At 52.2% G+C, this 15225-nt stretch carries 16 protein-coding genes; 7 read left to right on the top strand and 9 right to left on the bottom strand.

The window, feature by feature from the left end; translation table 11 throughout:
* Window positions 1-2 precede the first annotated feature (2 nt).
* Both nudE and cysQ read left to right on the top strand, forming a co-directional pair.
* Window positions 3-581, top strand: a complete 579-nt coding sequence (gene nudE, locus ACFO3I_RS01035) for an ADP compounds hydrolase NudE (protein ID WP_377331006.1) — start codon at window positions 3-5, stop codon at window positions 579-581.
* Window positions 568-1395, top strand: a complete 828-nt coding sequence (cysQ, locus tag ACFO3I_RS01030; RefSeq protein ID WP_377331005.1) for a 3'(2'),5'-bisphosphate nucleotidase CysQ — start codon at window positions 568-570, stop codon at window positions 1393-1395. Before nudE ends, cysQ begins: the two co-directional genes overlap by 14 nt.
* Here the strand turns inward: cysQ and ACFO3I_RS01025 are convergent.
* Window positions 1392-1637, bottom strand: coding sequence for a YheU family protein (locus ACFO3I_RS01025; protein WP_377331003.1), 246 nt, complete (start codon window positions 1635-1637; stop codon window positions 1392-1394). The genes cysQ and ACFO3I_RS01025 overlap by 4 nt on opposite strands.
* Window positions 1637-2659, bottom strand: coding sequence for a hydrolase (locus ACFO3I_RS01020; RefSeq protein WP_377331001.1), 1023 nt, complete (start codon window positions 2657-2659; stop codon window positions 1637-1639). Before ACFO3I_RS01020 ends, ACFO3I_RS01025 begins: the two co-directional genes overlap by 1 nt.
* Before the next feature lie 52 nt (window positions 2660-2711).
* Here ACFO3I_RS01020 and ACFO3I_RS01015 point away from each other — a divergent pair, with 52 nt between their 5' ends.
* Together ACFO3I_RS01015 and ACFO3I_RS01010 are read left to right on the top strand one after the other, a co-directional pair.
* The gene (locus tag ACFO3I_RS01015) at window positions 2712-3221 is read left to right on the top strand and encodes a hypothetical protein (protein ID WP_377331000.1); all 510 of its coding nucleotides are present in this window, start codon (window positions 2712-2714) and stop codon (window positions 3219-3221) included.
* Complete coding sequence (locus ACFO3I_RS01010; RefSeq protein ID WP_377330998.1) at window positions 3218-4798, top strand: GMC family oxidoreductase N-terminal domain-containing protein; 1581 nt, start codon at window positions 3218-3220, stop codon at window positions 4796-4798. Before ACFO3I_RS01015 ends, ACFO3I_RS01010 begins: the two co-directional genes overlap by 4 nt.
* Window positions 4799-4807: 9 nt before the next feature.
* Here the strand turns inward: ACFO3I_RS01010 and ACFO3I_RS01005 are convergent, their stop codons facing one another.
* The 3 genes from ACFO3I_RS01005 to ACFO3I_RS00995 all read right to left on the bottom strand — a co-directional run bounded on the left by ACFO3I_RS01005 (window position 4808) and on the right by ACFO3I_RS00995 (window position 7402).
* Entirely contained in the window at window positions 4808-4936 is a 129-nt protein-coding gene (locus tag ACFO3I_RS01005; RefSeq protein ID WP_377330997.1) for a DUF3149 domain-containing protein, read from the bottom strand.
* An 83-nt stretch (window positions 4937-5019) separates the two neighbouring features.
* Window positions 5020-5505, bottom strand: coding sequence for a TIGR02444 family protein (locus ACFO3I_RS01000; RefSeq protein WP_377330995.1), 486 nt, complete (start codon window positions 5503-5505; stop codon window positions 5020-5022).
* Entirely contained in the window at window positions 5498-7402 is a 1905-nt protein-coding gene (locus tag ACFO3I_RS00995) for an ATP-binding cassette domain-containing protein (protein WP_377330994.1), read from the bottom strand. The genes ACFO3I_RS01000 and ACFO3I_RS00995 overlap by 8 nt, the downstream gene beginning before the upstream one ends.
* A gap of 78 nt (window positions 7403-7480) precedes the next feature.
* Between ACFO3I_RS00995 and ACFO3I_RS00990 the strand changes: the two genes are divergently transcribed.
* Entirely contained in the window at window positions 7481-7693 is a 213-nt protein-coding gene (locus tag ACFO3I_RS00990) for a YheV family putative zinc ribbon protein (protein WP_377330993.1), read from the top strand.
* Between the two features lie 9 nt (window positions 7694-7702).
* On the opposite strand, the gene ACFO3I_RS00985 is transcribed toward ACFO3I_RS00990, so the two are convergent.
* Together ACFO3I_RS00985 and ACFO3I_RS00980 are read right to left on the bottom strand one after the other, a co-directional pair.
* On the bottom strand, window positions 7703-7930 hold the full coding sequence (locus ACFO3I_RS00985) for a SlyX family protein (protein WP_377330991.1): 228 nt from the start codon (window positions 7928-7930) through the stop codon (window positions 7703-7705).
* Complete coding sequence (locus ACFO3I_RS00980; protein WP_377330989.1) at window positions 7927-8910, bottom strand: WD40 repeat domain-containing protein; 984 nt, start codon at window positions 8908-8910, stop codon at window positions 7927-7929. Before ACFO3I_RS00980 ends, ACFO3I_RS00985 begins: the two co-directional genes overlap by 4 nt.
* 98 nt (window positions 8911-9008) lie before the next feature.
* On the opposite strand from ACFO3I_RS00980, the gene ACFO3I_RS00975 reads away from it, so the two are divergent.
* Window positions 9009-9767 (top strand): FKBP-type peptidyl-prolyl cis-trans isomerase, encoded by a 759-nt coding sequence (locus ACFO3I_RS00975; RefSeq protein WP_377330988.1) that lies wholly within the window; start codon window positions 9009-9011, stop codon window positions 9765-9767.
* Between the two features lie 101 nt (window positions 9768-9868).
* On the opposite strand, the gene ACFO3I_RS00970 is transcribed toward ACFO3I_RS00975, so the two are convergent.
* Window positions 9869-10471 carry a c-type cytochrome gene (locus ACFO3I_RS00970; RefSeq protein WP_377330987.1) on the bottom strand — a complete coding sequence of 201 codons (603 nt, stop codon included), beginning with the start codon at window positions 10469-10471 and terminating at the stop codon, window positions 9869-9871.
* A gap of 206 nt (window positions 10472-10677) precedes the next feature.
* Between ACFO3I_RS00970 and yihA the strand changes: the two genes are divergently transcribed.
* The gene (gene yihA, locus ACFO3I_RS00965; RefSeq protein ID WP_377330986.1) at window positions 10678-11313 is read left to right on the top strand and encodes a ribosome biogenesis GTP-binding protein YihA/YsxC; all 636 of its coding nucleotides are present in this window, start codon (window positions 10678-10680) and stop codon (window positions 11311-11313) included.
* Between the two features lie 734 nt (window positions 11314-12047).
* Here the strand turns inward: yihA and polA are convergent.
* Window positions 12048-14828 (bottom strand): DNA polymerase I, encoded by a 2781-nt coding sequence (polA, locus tag ACFO3I_RS00960; protein WP_377330984.1) that lies wholly within the window; start codon window positions 14826-14828, stop codon window positions 12048-12050.
* Between the last annotated feature and the right edge of the window lie 397 nt (window positions 14829-15225).

The following is a 15225-nucleotide window of genomic DNA, read 5'->3' as shown; positions in this document are numbered from 1 at the left end:
TGATGGCGCAGAAGGACCCAGCGAAAGTCAAACCTGAAATTCTGGCCAGCCGGCTGGTTGCTCAAAGCAACTTATTTAAAGTGGAGCAACTGGAGCTGAAGTTCAGTAATGGCGAGCTGCGCACTTATGAGCGGATGAAAGGCTCTGGCCGAGGCGCCGTGATGGTGGTGGCTTGTGCAGGTCCGGACGAGTTTTATCTGGTGCGTGAATACTGTGCCGGTACGCATGATTACCAGCTGGGCTTTCCCAAAGGCTTAATTGACCCGGGTGAAACTGCACTGGAAGCGGCCAACCGGGAGCTGCAGGAAGAAATTGGTTTTAAGGCCAGTCGTTTGATTGAACTAAAGACCCTGGCCTTAGCTCCGGGGTACTTTAATGCTACAATGCATGTGGTGTTAGCCTTGGACTTGTCACCATCGAGGTTGCAGGGGGATGAACCTGAACCGCTGGAGCTGGTGAGCTGGACCTGGCCAGAAATGTCTTTATTGCTTACACAAGCTGATTTCACGGAAGCGCGCAGTGTTGCCGCTTTGTATCTCGCCCGGAATTATCTGGATACCCATCAGGATGTTTTTAAGTAGGTTAATAGAACCTGTTAAACAAACAGCACAACGTGCCGGAGAAACCCTTTGGTCTATTTACCAGAGCGGCGATTACCAGCATGAACAAAAGTCGGATGCAAGCCCGGTTACTTCTGCTGATTTAGCGGCGAATTCTCTGATCCTGCATGCGTTAGCTGAATTTAGTCCTGATATTCCAGTGGTGTCGGAAGAAATGCATTTGTTACCGCTGAAGCAGCGACAGGACTGGCCCCGCTATTGGCTGATTGATCCGATGGATGGCACTCAGGAATTTGTCGCCCGCAGTGGTGATTTTGCTGTCAGTATTGCGCTGGTGGAGCATGGCTGGCCAGTGCTGGGGGTGATTTACTGGCCAAAAGAGCAGGTTTGGTATTATGCCACCCGTGGTCATGGTGCGTTTAAACAGCAAGGCTCGCTGATTAAACGTATTCAGGTCCGTCAGCATCAGGCAGGCCAGCCTTTGACTATTGCGGTCAGTCGTCGTCAGCCTCTGGCACCTATCCAGCATTTATTAAATGAGTTGGTTCAACCGGAATTTGTTGCTCTGGGCAGCTGCTCGCTGAAAAGTTGTCTGGTGGCAGAAGGCGGCGCTGACTGTTACTTACGTCTGGGACCCACCGGCGAGTGGGACACGGCGGCCGTGCAGATTATTGTTGAAGAAGCCGGCGGTAAAATTCTGGACAGCCAGTTTATGCCGCTGAGCTATAACCAACGTGAAACCCTGGCCAACCCGGACTTTATGGTACTGGGACGGGCGGAGCAGTCCTGGGCAACACTGATACGTGCCCACAGCGCCACCCGCAGCATCACTTAACTGTCAGGGTCCTGTTCTGACAAACGGGTTTGCCATTGCTGTTTGGTCAGCAAATCGACGCTTTCATGCAGTTCGGAATACACAATCACGACCTGCCCGGCTTTGATCTGTTGCCGGATCTGGCTGACTTTTTCGGCCAATGCCATTTCCAGCTCGCCGTAATCCGTGCCTTCACGCAGTACAAAAGCTTCAATCAGATTGTCCAGCGTAGCGCTGTCCAGTTGCTGGTATGGGATCAACATCAAGTCGCCACCTGTGGGAAAAACTGCTGCAAATAACCTGGGATATGTTGCTCCAGGTAATAGCGGGGTTTAAACGGGTTGCTGCCACTGACAAAACCTACATGGCCGCCGCGTTTGGACAACAATAACGACACCCATGGCGGCATTTCAGTGGCTTTAGGCAACACAGCTGGCGACAAAAAAGGGTCGTCTTCTGCATGTACCAACAATGTAGGTTTGTGGATCTGCTTTAAGAAGCCTTTGCCGCTGCATAGTTTGTAGTATTCGTCCGCATTACTGAAGCCATGAAGTGGGGCAGTCAGTAAATCGTCAAATTCACGGATACTGCGCACGGCCAGAATTTGTTGTGCTGTTAAGGGCAATGGAAAATGGCTGTGGCGTTTGAGTTTGGCCAGCATGCTTTGCTTCAGGCGCCCGAGCAGATAGCTTTGGTAGATTTTGCTGCTGCCCTGATTGATCCTGTCTGCACTAGGAGCCAAGGCCAGCGGCGCGGATACCGCGACCAGCGCGGACAGCGGGCAACTCGCGCCTGTCTCGCCGGCGTATTTCACCAGTACATTGCCACCTAATGAAAAGCCAACTGCAGCCAGCGGGCGGCTGGGAAACTGGTGCTGTAGCTGGGCAACAAAATACGCCAGGTCGGCGGTATCGCCGGAATGGTAAGCGCGCGGCAAGCGGTTCGGTTGACCATTGCAGCCGCGAAAGTGCATTAATACCGCAGTGAAACCCTGCTGCTGCAACGCCGCCAGCATACCAGCCGCGTAATGACTGTGAATATTGCCTTCCAGCCCATGCAATACCACCACCAGCGGTGCTTCTGGTCGCAAGGTCGACGGCTCGCTCCAGCTAAGCTGTAAATGATCACCATCCGGCAAGGCCAGCATCTCGTTGCAGGCCGGAGCCTTGCGAGGTGGGGCCAGGTATTTGGCGGCTATGGTTTGCAGATGGCAGTTGCGCAGCCACCAGGCGGCTTTAAAAGCCGGCGGCAATTGCATGGAAAAAGGCTGGGCTTGCAAATTCACAGTGTCTACTCAACAATCAAACTTTCGATTTCCTGGCCGGACCAGAACAACAATGCACAGACGCCAGTTTCTTTTCAGCACCCTGGCGCTGCTGGTCAGCGCCAGCACAGGGTGGACAGTATACCAGTATCAACAGGCCGACGGCAGCGCCGACAGTGCGACTTTGGTCGTGGAAGCGTTGTTGCCCGCGTTATTGGCGGGTGCCTTGCCGCACGACCCTCAACTGGCGGCGCAGCAACTCCGGCAGACCCGTCAGGCGGTTTTGCAGTATCTGGGGTTTCTGGCGAAAAGCCAGCAGGCACAGCTGCACCAACTGTTTGCTGTGCTGGAGACAGATTTGCTGCGGCTGGCTTTGACCGGGCATTGGTTAAGTCTTACAGAGCTGCCGCTGGTGGAGCGTTTGCGGTTGCTCGACAGCTGGCGTGATAGCTACCTGCAGCTGATGCAACAGGCCTATGCGGCTTGTAAAGAGCTGCTGCTGGGCGCTTATTATGGCGACCCGGCGCACTGGCAGCCATTGCAGTATCAGCCGCCTGTGTTTAACCCGGTTGCTGCGCTATGAGTAAAAATATCATTGCCGATGGGGTAGCCGCGGGTTGGCGTTATCTGGATGCCCGTCAACTGACAGAAGCTCAAACCTGGCGGGCTGATGTGGTGATTGTCGGCTCTGGTGCCGGTGGCGCGACTGCTGCAGAGCAGTTAAGCAGGGCCGGGCTGGACGTGATACTGCTGGAAATGGGCTCTTTACAGGAAGGGGGGCAGTTTCAACAGCAGGAGCGTTGGGCGTACCCGGCGCTGTATCAGGATGGCGCAGGCCGCAAAACAGCCGATCAGGCGATTAGCCTGCTTCAGGGCCGCACCGTCGGAGGCTCTACCACCGTCAATTGGACTACCTCTATTCGCACGCCGGCGCCGACTTTAAGTTATTGGCGGTCTGAGTTTGATTTGCCATTCAGTCCCGAACAGCTGGATCCTTATTTCCAGCAGGCCGAGCAGCGGCTGAATATCTCCCCTTGGGCCATCGCGCCCAATGCCAACAATGACAAACTGCGTCAGGGCTGCGAGCAGCTTGGTTGGAGCTACAGCCAGATCCACCGTAATGTAAAAGGTTGTGCGAATTTGGGCTACTGCGGTATGGGCTGCCCGCTAAATGCCAAACAATCGATGCTGGTCAGTGCCATTCCGGCAGCGTTACAGCATGGCGCTTTATTGATCAGTAACCTCAGTGCCAGACGCTTGTTGTGGTCTGGCTCCACAGTGCAAGCGCTGGAAGCTGTGCCGGTGGACTCGTATTTTCAGCCCCAAAGCAGCCCGCTGCTTCGGTTTGAAGCCAGGCATTTTATTTTGGCGGCCGGAGCCCTGGGTTCACCGGCGTTACTGCTGCGCTCAGGTGCGCCGGACCCGTACGCCCAATTGGGCAAACGCACCTGCCTGCACCCAAGCCTGATTTCAGGGGCTTTTTATCCAGAGCAGATCGCCGGCCACTGTGGTGCACCACAGTCGGTGTATTCGGACCAGTTTGTCTGGCCTGACGATGGCAGTATGGGGTTTAAGCTGGAAGTGGCACCTGTGCATCCTGTGTTAATGGCCAGCAAACTGACCGGTCATGCCGAAGCGCATGCCGCGTTAATGCAGCAGTTTAATCAGCTACAGGTGTGTATTGCGCTGTTGCGCGATGGTTTTCATCCGGACAGTCCCGGTGGCGTGGTGAAACTGGATGCAGCGGCCGAGCCTGTATTGCATTACCCCTTTAGCCCTTACTTCTGGCAAGGCGCCCGCAAGGCATTATTGGCTATGGCAGAAGTGCAGTTTGCTGCCGGTGCCAAAACTGTGCTGCCGCTGCACCAACAGGCTCTGCATTACCGCAGCTGGTCAGAAGCGAAAACCGCTATCAACCAGCTGGAACTGGCACCTTACCTTTGTACTTTGGCCAGTGCCCATGTGATGGGAGGCTGTAGCATGAGCCAAGACCCGGCCAAAGGGGTGGTGCGTCCGGATGGTGGCCATCACCAGCTGCACAACCTGTCGGTGCTGGATGGCTCCATACTGCCGAGCAGCCTGGGAGCGAATCCACAATTGACCATATTTGGCCTGACGCTGTGGCAGCTGGAGCAGCTGAAACCTCAGTTAATCCGCTGACCGGCCTGGTTATTCGTTATGGCTGGTTTTATACAGAAAATAACCCGCATAAAACAGGCAGAGCCCAATCACCAGCGCCAGACCGCTGAATGAAATAAAAATGACCGGGTCTTGCACAAATTGTTGCCAGACATTCATGGTGTTGCTCCTTCTCTGTGGATATATACCCAGCTTAGTGAGAGAGGCGTACGGCTGATCTGATGTAGATCAAAGTCTGCTGGCTAGGGCTGCTGCAGCTGTTCTGCTTGTTGATACAGATCAATAATCTGCTGCTGTAGCTGCCCGGTGGGTGCCTGCAATAACTCTAGGTAGCGGGTCAGCAGCTCTGCATTGGCGCTGCCAGTGGTGGCGCCAGGGAGTTGAGCATAGTGCTGCAGCAACAGCTGCTGCTCCAGCTGTTCGGCCGCCAGCTCAGCGTGGAGTAGCTGCTGGCGAAATGGCCGCTGCAGGTTTTCGTCCAGCCAGGGCGTAGGTACGGCACGGCGCACCGAACGCAGTGGCTGGGTGACTTGCTGACCGAACAGCTGCAACTGCTGTTGCAGCGACACTAAACCAGCTTCAGACAGCGGTTGCTGGTGCCGGTGTAAAAACAGCAGAAACAACGCCAGATTGACGTTCAGCTGGTAGTGGTCCTGCCATTGCAGCAACAGTTGCTGATTAGGCGGGTACAAAGCCAGACTGAACTGCCAGAACTGGGTATTATCCATTCTGCTGGGCCCAGAAGCCTTCGGTTTTTTCTTCCCATTCTTCCTGAGCGGCAAACCAGTCTTCTTCGGTTTGTTGCAGCGTTTTCTGTTGTTGCTGCTGTTCGTTCAGCACACGGGTTAAATCGGCTTTGCGACTGGCCTCGTACAGGCTGGTATCGGCCAGCTGCTGTTCAATGGCCGACAGCGCCTGTTGCAGCTTATCCTGCTGTTGCTCCAACTTCTCAATTTTTTGCTTCAGTGGCCGCAGTAGGTTGCGCAGGTCAGCTTCCAGTCGTTTTTGATCCTTACGTTGCACCGCACTGCCGGCCGCTTCGGCCTTAGGCTCGGCGCTGGCTTTTTGGTCCTGTTGTAACCACTGGTAATAATCGGCCAGATCGCCAGCAAAAGGGGCGACCTTGCCATGCGCGACCAGATAAAACTCGTCTGTGGTGCTGGCCAATAAATGGCGGTCGTGCGATACCACCACAATGGCGCCTTCAAAGCTCTGCAGCGCCATCACAATGGCTTCGCGCATGTCGAGGTCCAGGTGGTTGGTCGGTTCGTCCAGCAGCAGCAGGTTAGGGCGCTGATACACCAGCAACGCCAACACCAGGCGGGCTTTTTCGCCGCCAGAAAACGGCGCGCAGGCTTCCAGCGCTTTATCGCCATGGAAACCAAAACCACCAATATAATCGCGCAGTTGCTGCTCTGTGGCGTTTGGCGCTAAGCGGACTAAGTGTTGTAAGGGCGAATCTTGTGGTCGCAGGGTTTCCAATTGGTGCTGGGCGAAATAACCAATAGACACACCACTGGCATACCAGAGGTCACCAGCCTGCGGCGGCATACTGCCAGACAGCAGCTTAATCAGCGTGGATTTACCTGCGCCATTGCGGCCTAACAAACCGATACGGCTGCCAGGCAGCAGCTGAAAGTTAATCTGCTGCAGTATGCTGGTGTCGCCGTAACCGGCTTTGACGTTTTCCAGCTTCAACAAAGGATTTGGTAACGTGCGCGGCGGTAAAAACTCAAAGTGAAACGGTGAGTCGACATGGGCCGGGGCTAATAAGGTCATGCGTTCCAGTGCCTTGATCCGGCTCTGAGCCTGCTTGGCTTTGGTGGCTTGAGCTTTAAAGCGGTCGATAAACTTTTGCAGGTGCGCTACCTGACGCTGTTGCTTCTCAAAGTTGGATTGCTGTTGGGCTAAATGTTCGGCGCGCTGGCGTTCAAAGGCGCTGTAGTTGCCTTTGTAAAGCGTTAAAGTCTGGTGCTCAATATGCACTGTGCCATCCACTACGGCGTCGAGGAAATCGCGGTCGTGGCTGATCAGCAATAAGGTGCCGTCATAACCGGCCAGGTATTTTTCCAGCCAGAGCACTGCGTCTAAATCAAGGTGGTTGGTTGGTTCGTCGAGCAGCAGCAGCTGGGCCGGTTGCATCAGCGCACGGGCCAGGTTCAGGCGCATCCGCCAGCCACCCGAAAATGATTTAACGCTGTGTTGCTGTGCGGCGCCAGAAAACCCCAGACCGTCCAGTAAGGTGCCCGCTTTGGCTTCGGCACGGTAGCCGTCCAGCGCTTCAATCTGGTGATGCACCGAGGCTAGATCCACAGAACCGTCGGTGATCTTCAACTGCTGCAATAAAGGGTACAATTGGCTGTCGCCCTGCAGTACATAATCCATCGCGCTGATGTCGAGCGCCGGCGTTTCCTGGGCGACCGTAGCGATGCTCCAGCTGGATGGAATACTGACTGTGCCGGCATCCGGCTGCAGTTTGTGTTGCAGCAAGGCGAATAAACTGGATTTGCCACAACCGTTGGCACCAATTATTCCGACGCGCTGGCCTGGAAATACGGTAAGATTAGCGTCCTTCAACAGGCATTTAATGCCACGGCGCAGTTCAAGTTGTTGCAGCTGGATCATAAAACGGGGTCCTGAGCACACTGGGCCTGTTGACAGGCCAAACCATCAGACATCTGACAAAAAAGCGAATTGTAGAGTATGAACACGACGATCCGGAAGAAAAAACGTTTTATTGCTGGCGCCACCTGCCCGGAATGCAAAGCCGTCGACACCATGATGTTGTTTCAGGAAAACAATGTGGAAAAGGTAGAGTGCGTGCAGTGCCACTATCAGATGGTGCAGCCTGAACAGCAAGTCGCCAAACAGGCGCGCCCTGCTGAACAGGTGATTGGGGTATTTAAACCCGAATAAAGGCCTGGCCTAATAATGCGGCGGTGGTGGTTCCTCTTCTGGCGTCAAAATGTCGCTCTGACCACCCCGACTGAGTTTTTCTGCCAGTAAAATCACTTGGCGCTGCAACTTCTCTATGCGTTTCTGGTGTTCCAGCAATTCATTGTTCAGGGCGAACACTGCGTCCTCCTGAAATGCCAGTTTACTTTCTAAATCGATGATCTGCTGTTGCAGCTGATCAGTCTCGGCCTGAGTCACTTACGAACCTCCCATACTTCGGCAATACCACTGGAACTTTCACTGATAATCTGTTGGTCGGATAAGAAAGCGACCGCATGCACCACGGCACTGGCCGGTCTGCTGTTCAGAATGGCCCGAACCTGCCATTGCTGAACCTTTTTACCACTGTGTACGTCCCACAAGGCTAAAGCGCGCGATGGCGACCCCGTGACCAAAAAGCGTCCATCAGGACTAAAGCGGGCCGCCGTAATTATTTGGGCCCTGGATAGCGCCAGCTGACTGATTTTTTTACCGGTTTTCAAATCCCAGATAAACGCTGTGACTTCGCTGCCAGAGGTAAAGGCGTAACGCCCTTGCTGGTCCAGCACCACTTTGGTCACCCGGTTCGGGTGCGGAAAACTGTAAATGATTTGGGCGCTGTTGGTGTCCCAGAAATAAGCGTAATGATCATTCGAGCCGCTTAACGCAAAGCGGCCGTTGGCGGACAAATCAACCGAGTTGACGTTTTCGCTGTGACCGAGAAACTCCAGTCGTCTGCCTGTCGCCAGTGTCAGGTGCTGGACTTTGCCATCACTTTGCGCGATTAGCAGGCTTTGGCCGTTGTCGGCCACGGCCAGGTCCCGGATGGTCGCGTCCTTGACAGCCCAGAAACCGAGGTTTTTACCATCACTCATCTGCCATAAGGCGAAATTCTGGCTGTCTGCGGTGGCGAGCGAACTGCCATCCGGACTCAGACTTAAGGCAAGGATTTGGTTATCTGCCTTTCCTTGGTGCTTTAACGCATACAAAGCTGTGTCGTTGTGGATGTCCCAGACCGTGACGCCAGCGTCCACCGCGGAGACGGCAACCTTGTTACCAGCCTGGTCGATGCTGGCTGCATAAGAGGGATTTTCGCTGTGCAGCACCTGCCGAACCGGCTCTGGTTGAACTTTGTTACAGCCCAGCAGACCAATGACCAAAAAAAGCGACAGATATTTCGCACCATGGGTTAACGTCATACGCACAAACCGTTAGTATAGGACCGTGGTTTCACACCTTTAGACTTATTAAAACATAATTTTGACAGCTCAACCTGCGTAATTTATCGGAGAACTACATGCGCTTAATGACTAAGGTATCGCTGATTGCGGTAGCCGTCTTCACGTTAACTGCTTGCAATAAAGAAGCAGAACAACCAAAACCACTGACTCTGGACACAGATGCTGCTAAACAATCGTACAGCCTGGGCGTATCCGCTGGCCGCTTTATCGACAGCACGATCAAAGAGCACGAAAAACTGGGTTTACCTCTGGCTTCTGACGTGATCCTGCGTGGTATTCAGGACCAACTGGCTGGCAAAGCTCAGCTGACTGAAGAAGAAGTGCAGAAAGTGATGGTGGCGTTAGAGCAAACTGCGCGTGAGAAACAAACTGAACTGGCTAAAGCTCAGGCCGAGCAAAACATCGCTGCTGGGAAAGCTTACCTGGAACAAAATGCTAAGAAACCAGGCGTGACAGTGACAGAATCTGGCCTGCAGTATGAAGTAGTGCAAGCCGCTGATGGTCCAAAACCAAAAGCGACGGACGTCGTGCGTGTGCATTACACTGGTACACTGACTGATGGTACTGAGTTTGACAGTTCCAAAGAGCGTGGTCCGGCACAATTCCCGCTGAATCAGGTGATCAAAGGCTGGACTGAAGGTGTGCAGCTGATGAGCGTTGGCTCTAAGTTCAAATTCACTATCCCTAGCGATTTAGCCTACGGCGAGCGTGATATGGGCACTATCCCAGCGAACAGCGTACTTGTATTTGACGTTGAACTATTAGGTATCGGTGAAGAAGCTGAACAGCCAAAAGCTGAAGAAGCAACGAAGTAATTCGAACTGAAGAAAAAGGCCCACCACAGGTGGGCCTTTTTCTTTGGGCCTGGCAGCAAAAAGCCAATCTTCCGACTGGCTTTTTGCTGGTGCTGTAGCTGTTAGTGCAGGCCACCGACGTATTTAGATAACACTTCGATATCTTCGTCAGTCAGCTTTTTCGCTACATCGCGCATCATACCGTTCATATCGTTAGAACGGGTGCCTGCACGGAACGATTCCAGCTGAGTTTTAATGTAAGCAGCGTGCTGGAACGAAATTTTCGGGAAGCCTGCCATGCTGTGACCGACACCACGTGGACCGTGACAAGCGATACAGGCAGCAATGCCGCGTTCTTTATCACCTGAGCGGAATAATTTTTCACCTTTAGCAACCACATCTTCTGGGGTGCTGCCTGGTTTCATGGTTTGGCTGGCAAAGTAAGCAGCCAGGTCTTTCATGTCTTGCTCAGATAATGCCGCCACCATACCGGCCATCACCGCGTTATTACGGCCTTGTTTGCCGCCGGTTTCTGCACCCAGTTTGAATTCTTTCAGCTGTTTGAAGATATAACCAGCATGCTGACCGGCAATTTTAGGGTACATGTCGGTTGGGCTGTTGCCATCCATACCATGGCAGGCTGCACATGTTGCTGATTTGGCTTTTCCTGCTTCTGCATTACCGTCGAATGCTGAAGCTGAACCCACTAAACCTACAAGAAGCATGAGTGGAAGTGCGAATTTTTTCATTTTTTTCCGTCTCTGTCCGCGATGACCCACCAGCAAGCTGGCAACCAAGTTGTGAATGACCTTATAATTTATGCCTATTTTACACGATTCTTGCCCACTGAGAATCCCATAAAGTGGAGTAATGCTTCTGTGGATCGGCAGGATCCGTTACACTAACGCAAATTTTTCCATCGGAGCAGGCTGTGTACAAAGCCTTAATCAATTATCAGAAAGCCAGTTTTCTGACTAGCGCCCCAGACATTAAAGCATTACCTGCAGATACTGGCATCGAAGTTGCGTTCGCCGGACGCTCTAATGCGGGAAAATCCAGTGCTTTAAATACACTGACCCGGCAGAAAAGCCTGGCTCGTACCAGTAAAACACCAGGTCGGACTCAGCTGATCAATACATTTGCCTTGGGAGAAGACCAGCGTCTTATCGATTTACCAGGTTATGGTTACGCTCAGGTACCACTTGAAGTTAAACTGAAGTGGCAAAAATCCTTAAGCGAATACCTCGTCAAGCGTGACAGCCTGAAAGGCTTGGTGGTGCTGATGGATATCCGTCACCCGCTGAAAGATCTGGACCAGGATTTAATCCATTGGGCCGTCGGTAGTCAACTGCCAGTTTTGTTGTTACTGACCAAAGCAGACAAACTGAGCCCTGGGCCACGCAAAAAAGTACTGATGGAAGTTCGTGAAGCTTCGTTGGCTTTTATGGGAGATGTGACAGTACAGGTGTTTAGCTCATTAACTAAATTAGGTCTGGCAGAGCTGGAGCAAGTGTTGGATCAATGGTTTTATCCGCAAGGCCTGGAGCCTCAGGCCGACAGCCAATAAGTCGCTATTCACTCAGGGGGTGCATTCTGGCACCCTCGCGCATCTAGATTGTCTTCCCTTTTGACCACTTGATTCACCCAAGCAGTAACCAGCATCGAAGATCTGCTCTACAGGCATTTGTTTGTTAGACGGAAAGTTTTCAGATTTACTGGGAGCAGAATAAAGAAAACCGGCCTTTACGGGGCCGGTCATAGCAAACGGGGAGAAGCTATTCAATAATTTCAAATCAACAGGGTGTCTTGTTTGACAAGACAATTGCATTATACACAGAAATTTTCTTGTTTGAAGTATTTGCTCTAAAAAATCTAGTTTTATTTCACAATTCTGTTTTTTCCGTAACTAACAGACAAAAAAAACGCCCCACTGCAAGCAGTGGGGCGGCTAATAAAGCCTTTCTTTCTGGTCATTAACTCAACAAATATGCTGGTTAGTGCTGAAAGATAGAACATCTTACCTCTGTACCCTACGTTTTGAATTCTACAACTGTTGAATAAAAAAGCAAGGCGAAGTTTGTAATTAAACTACAAAATTTCGGTTTTATTGGCCAAAAGTATTGCAAATGTAATCGAATTACTCATTGATTTACTGGTTTTACGGCGATGTCTGTGGCTTTGCCACAGCATAAAAAAGCCCCGGATATACCGGGGCGGAAGGTCAACATACCAGGAATGGGCATTCACACATCTCTTCAGATAACTTCGTTGCAACGAAGTTCACCCATTTGGTAAATATTTTTAGTGTGCCTGATCCCAGTTCGGGCCGGAGCCTGCTTCGGCCAATAATGGCACGTCCAGCTGCGCTGCCGATTCCATCAATTTTACTAATTCAGCTGTCACCTCAGCCAACATTTCGCTTTTCACTTCGAACACCAGTTCATCGTGGACCTGCATGATCATCAGCGCGGTCTCTTTCGGCTGCTGCTGCTGCCATAAGTCGACCTGAATCATCGCTCTTTTAATGATGTCCGCTGCAGTGCCTTGCATCGGCGCGTTAATGGCGGCCCGTTCCGCCGCTTTTTTCCGTGCCATATTCTGGGCATTAATTTCGGGCAGATAGAGCCTGCGGCCAAACAAGGTTTCGACATAGCCTTTGTCATGGGCCTGAGCCCGGGTGCGCTCCATGTAGTCAAGCACGCCTGGAAAACGTTCAAAGTACAGGTCAACATATTGCTGGGCTTCGGACCTGCTGATGTCTAGCTGGCGGGCCAGTCCAAAAGCAGACATGCCATAAATCAAACCGAAGTTAACGGCCTTGGCGCGACGACGCTGTTCTGTGCTGACGTCGTCCAGCGCGACGCCAAAGACCTCAGCAGCTGTTGCTCTGTGGATATCCTTGCCTTGAGCAAAGGCGTTTAGCAAAGCCTGATCTCTGGACAGGTGAGCCATGATGCGCAGTTCAATTTGCGAATAGTCGATAGCCAGAATGGTGTAACCATCCCGGGCAATAAAGGCCTGCCGAATGCGCCTACCTTCTTCACTGCGGATTGGAATATTCTGCAGGTTGGGTTCGGTTGAACTCAGACGGCCAGTGGCGGCGACGGCCTGATGATACGAGGTATGAACCCGGCCTGTTTGCGCATTCACTGACAGCGGCAGCTTGTCGGTGTAAGTGGACTTCAGCTTACTCAGTCCTCTGTGCTCCATAATCAGTTTCGGAAATTCGTAATCATGAGCCAGCTCCACCAGCACTTCTTCTGCGGTCGAAGGGGTGCCGCCTGGGGTTTTTTTGATCACCGGTAAGCCCATTTGCTCAAACAGAATTTCCTGTAACTGCTTCGGGGATGCCAGGTTGAATTCTTTGCCGGCCAGCTGGTACGCCTGTTGTTCCAATTCGGCAATACGTTCGGCCAGTTGCTGGCTTTGCTGGCGTAGCAACTGCGGGTCAATTCGCACTCCCTGCCGTTCCACCCTGGACAATACGCTGAGCAGCGGCACTTCAATGTCGGTCAGTACTTTGGCTTGGTCGGTATTTTCTGCCAACTGCGGCCACAAGGTCTGATGTAAGCGTAAGGTGATGTCCGCATCTTCGGCGGCATAAGCAGTCGCCTGTTCAATGGCAATCTGGTTAAAGGTGAGCTGTTTAGCGCCTTTGCCAGCGATCTCTTCAAAGCTGATGGTTTTATGGCCCAGGTACTTCAGCGCCAGTGAGTCCATATCATGGCGGGAGCCGGTGCTGTTAAACACATAAGACTCCAGCATGGTGTCAAATTGAATGCCCTGCAGTGTGATACCGTACCTGGCCAGTACACTCATATCGTACTTCAGGTTCTGGCCCACTTTGGCTGCAGTGGCATTTTCCAGCCAGGGCTTCAATTCTGCCAATACCTGGTCACGGTTCAGTTGTTCCGGCGCGCCGACATAGTCATGGGCCAAAGGCAAATAGCAGGCATCACCCGCAGCAAACGCAAAAGACATGCCGACCAGTTCGGCCACCATATAATCGAGGCTGGTGGTTTCGGTGTCCAGGGCCACCAGTTCGGCTTGCTGCAGCCGCTTCAGTAACGCAGCAAAGGCTTCAGCGGTCAGGATGCAATCATACTCGGCTGCTGCTTGGCTGGTTTGCACTTCAGTGGGCAGTTCAGTCTCAGCGTCACTAAACAAACTGGCTTGAGCGGGCGGTGCAGATTTCTCCTGGGCTGACAGCACTTCACTGAGCCAGCGTCTGAATTCGCAATCTTTGTAAAGTTCGGCAAGTGCGGACAGATCGGCGGCACTGATTTTCAGCTGTTCTTCGGTCAGGTTCAGCTGCACGTCTGTTTTGATGGTGGCCAGTTGGTAGGACAACTCCAGTTGGCTCTGATGCTCACGCATTTTATCCGCAATCGTCTTGCTACCCCGGAAACCTAAAGCCGCAATCTCGTCGAGGCGTTGGTACAGCTGCGCAATGGAGCCTATGCCTTGTAATAGGGCTAATGCAGTTTTTTCACCCACACCTGGCAACCCTGGGATGTTATCCACTTTGTCGCCCATTAATGCCAGGTAATCGATGATCAGATCCGGGCCTATGCCAAATTTTTCCTGCACGCCTGCAGGGTCCAACAGGGTATCCGTCATGGTATTGATCAGCGTGACCTTATCCGTCACCAGCTGTGCCATGTCTTTATCACCTGTGGAAATCAGTACATGCCGGCCGAGCTGGCTGTATTGCATTGCCAATGTACCGATCACGTCGTCGGCTTCTACGCCACTGATGCAAAGCAGCGGCAAGCCCATCGCCTGAATAATTTTATGCAGAGGTTCAATCTGTGTGCGCAAATCGTCAGGCATCGGCGGGCGATGCGCCTTGTAGTCGGCATACATTTCATTGCGGAAGGTAGGCCCTTTGGCATCAAACACCACCACCATTTCATCTGGCTGGTACTGCTTCAGCAAACTTTTCAGCATATTGACTACGCCGTAGATGGCACCAGTGGCTTCCCCGCGTGAATTTGTCAGATGCGGAGGCGAGTGGTAGGCACGGAATAAGTAAGACGAACCATCCACCAGGATCAGCGGATTTTGTGGGGCAGAGGCCATAAAGGAATATCCTGAAAACGCTTTTTTTTAGCATGCCATAACATCAGGATCGGAGCCAGCTGAATGCAGTGAGCTGCTTGCTTAGTCTGTGGATAACTTTGTGGAAAGACCATAGGCTGAATACAGCACGTGCCGCAGCATGTTCTGGTTGTGTGTTTTTAAGTGTTTGTTTTGAAAAGAAAAAGAAGGGGTAAACTACCTATTCCCTTATTGTTTTTCTTATACATCCAATTGTGAGTATTTTTTCGGGGTTGACGACCCTTGCAAAGTGGATGGTAAGGGTAAGGTCAAAACCGGACAAACAGACTACCACAATCAGGGTGATTGCATAGGCCCGGACTGAACTTTTTTTAGATAAAAAAGAGCGTCCAAAAACAACTTGTTATAATGAATTTGA

Source organism: Rheinheimera marina (assembly GCF_042654345.1).
In the GTDB taxonomy this organism is placed as follows: domain Bacteria; phylum Pseudomonadota; class Gammaproteobacteria; order Enterobacterales; family Alteromonadaceae; genus Pararheinheimera; species Pararheinheimera marina.
This window is presented reverse-complemented; position numbering and strand designations above follow the sequence as displayed.

Bases quoted from the DNA above. Each gene is read 5' to 3' on its own strand.
- ACFO3I_RS01000 (WP_377330995.1), bottom strand. From the start codon at position 5,505: ATGGATAATACCCAGTTCTGGCAGTTCAGTCTGGCTTTGTACCCGCCT.
- ACFO3I_RS00995 (WP_377330994.1), bottom strand. From the start codon at position 7,402: ATGATCCAGCTGCAACAACTTGAACTGCGCCGTGGCATTAAATGCCTG.
- ACFO3I_RS00975 (WP_377330988.1), top strand. From the start codon at position 9,009: ATGCGCTTAATGACTAAGGTATCGCTGATTGCGGTAGCCGTCTTCACG.
- ACFO3I_RS01015 (WP_377331000.1), top strand. From the start codon at position 2,712: ATGCACAGACGCCAGTTTCTTTTCAGCACCCTGGCGCTGCTGGTCAGC.
- ACFO3I_RS00990 (WP_377330993.1), top strand. From the start codon at position 7,481: ATGAACACGACGATCCGGAAGAAAAAACGTTTTATTGCTGGCGCCACC.
- polA (WP_377330984.1), bottom strand. From the start codon at position 14,828: ATGGCCTCTGCCCCACAAAATCCGCTGATCCTGGTGGATGGTTCGTCT.
- ACFO3I_RS00980 (WP_377330989.1), bottom strand. From the start codon at position 8,910: ATGACGTTAACCCATGGTGCGAAATATCTGTCGCTTTTTTTGGTCATT.
- cysQ (WP_377331005.1), top strand. From the start codon at position 568: ATGTTTTTAAGTAGGTTAATAGAACCTGTTAAACAAACAGCACAACGT.
- nudE (WP_377331006.1), top strand. From the start codon at position 3: ATGGCGCAGAAGGACCCAGCGAAAGTCAAACCTGAAATTCTGGCCAGC.
- ACFO3I_RS01010 (WP_377330998.1), top strand. From the start codon at position 3,218: ATGAGTAAAAATATCATTGCCGATGGGGTAGCCGCGGGTTGGCGTTAT.
- ACFO3I_RS01025 (WP_377331003.1), bottom strand. From the start codon at position 1,637: ATGTTGATCCCATACCAGCAACTGGACAGCGCTACGCTGGACAATCTG.
- ACFO3I_RS00970 (WP_377330987.1), bottom strand. From the start codon at position 10,471: ATGCTTCTTGTAGGTTTAGTGGGTTCAGCTTCAGCATTCGACGGTAAT.
- ACFO3I_RS01005 (WP_377330997.1), bottom strand. From the start codon at position 4,936: ATGAATGTCTGGCAACAATTTGTGCAAGACCCGGTCATTTTTATTTCA.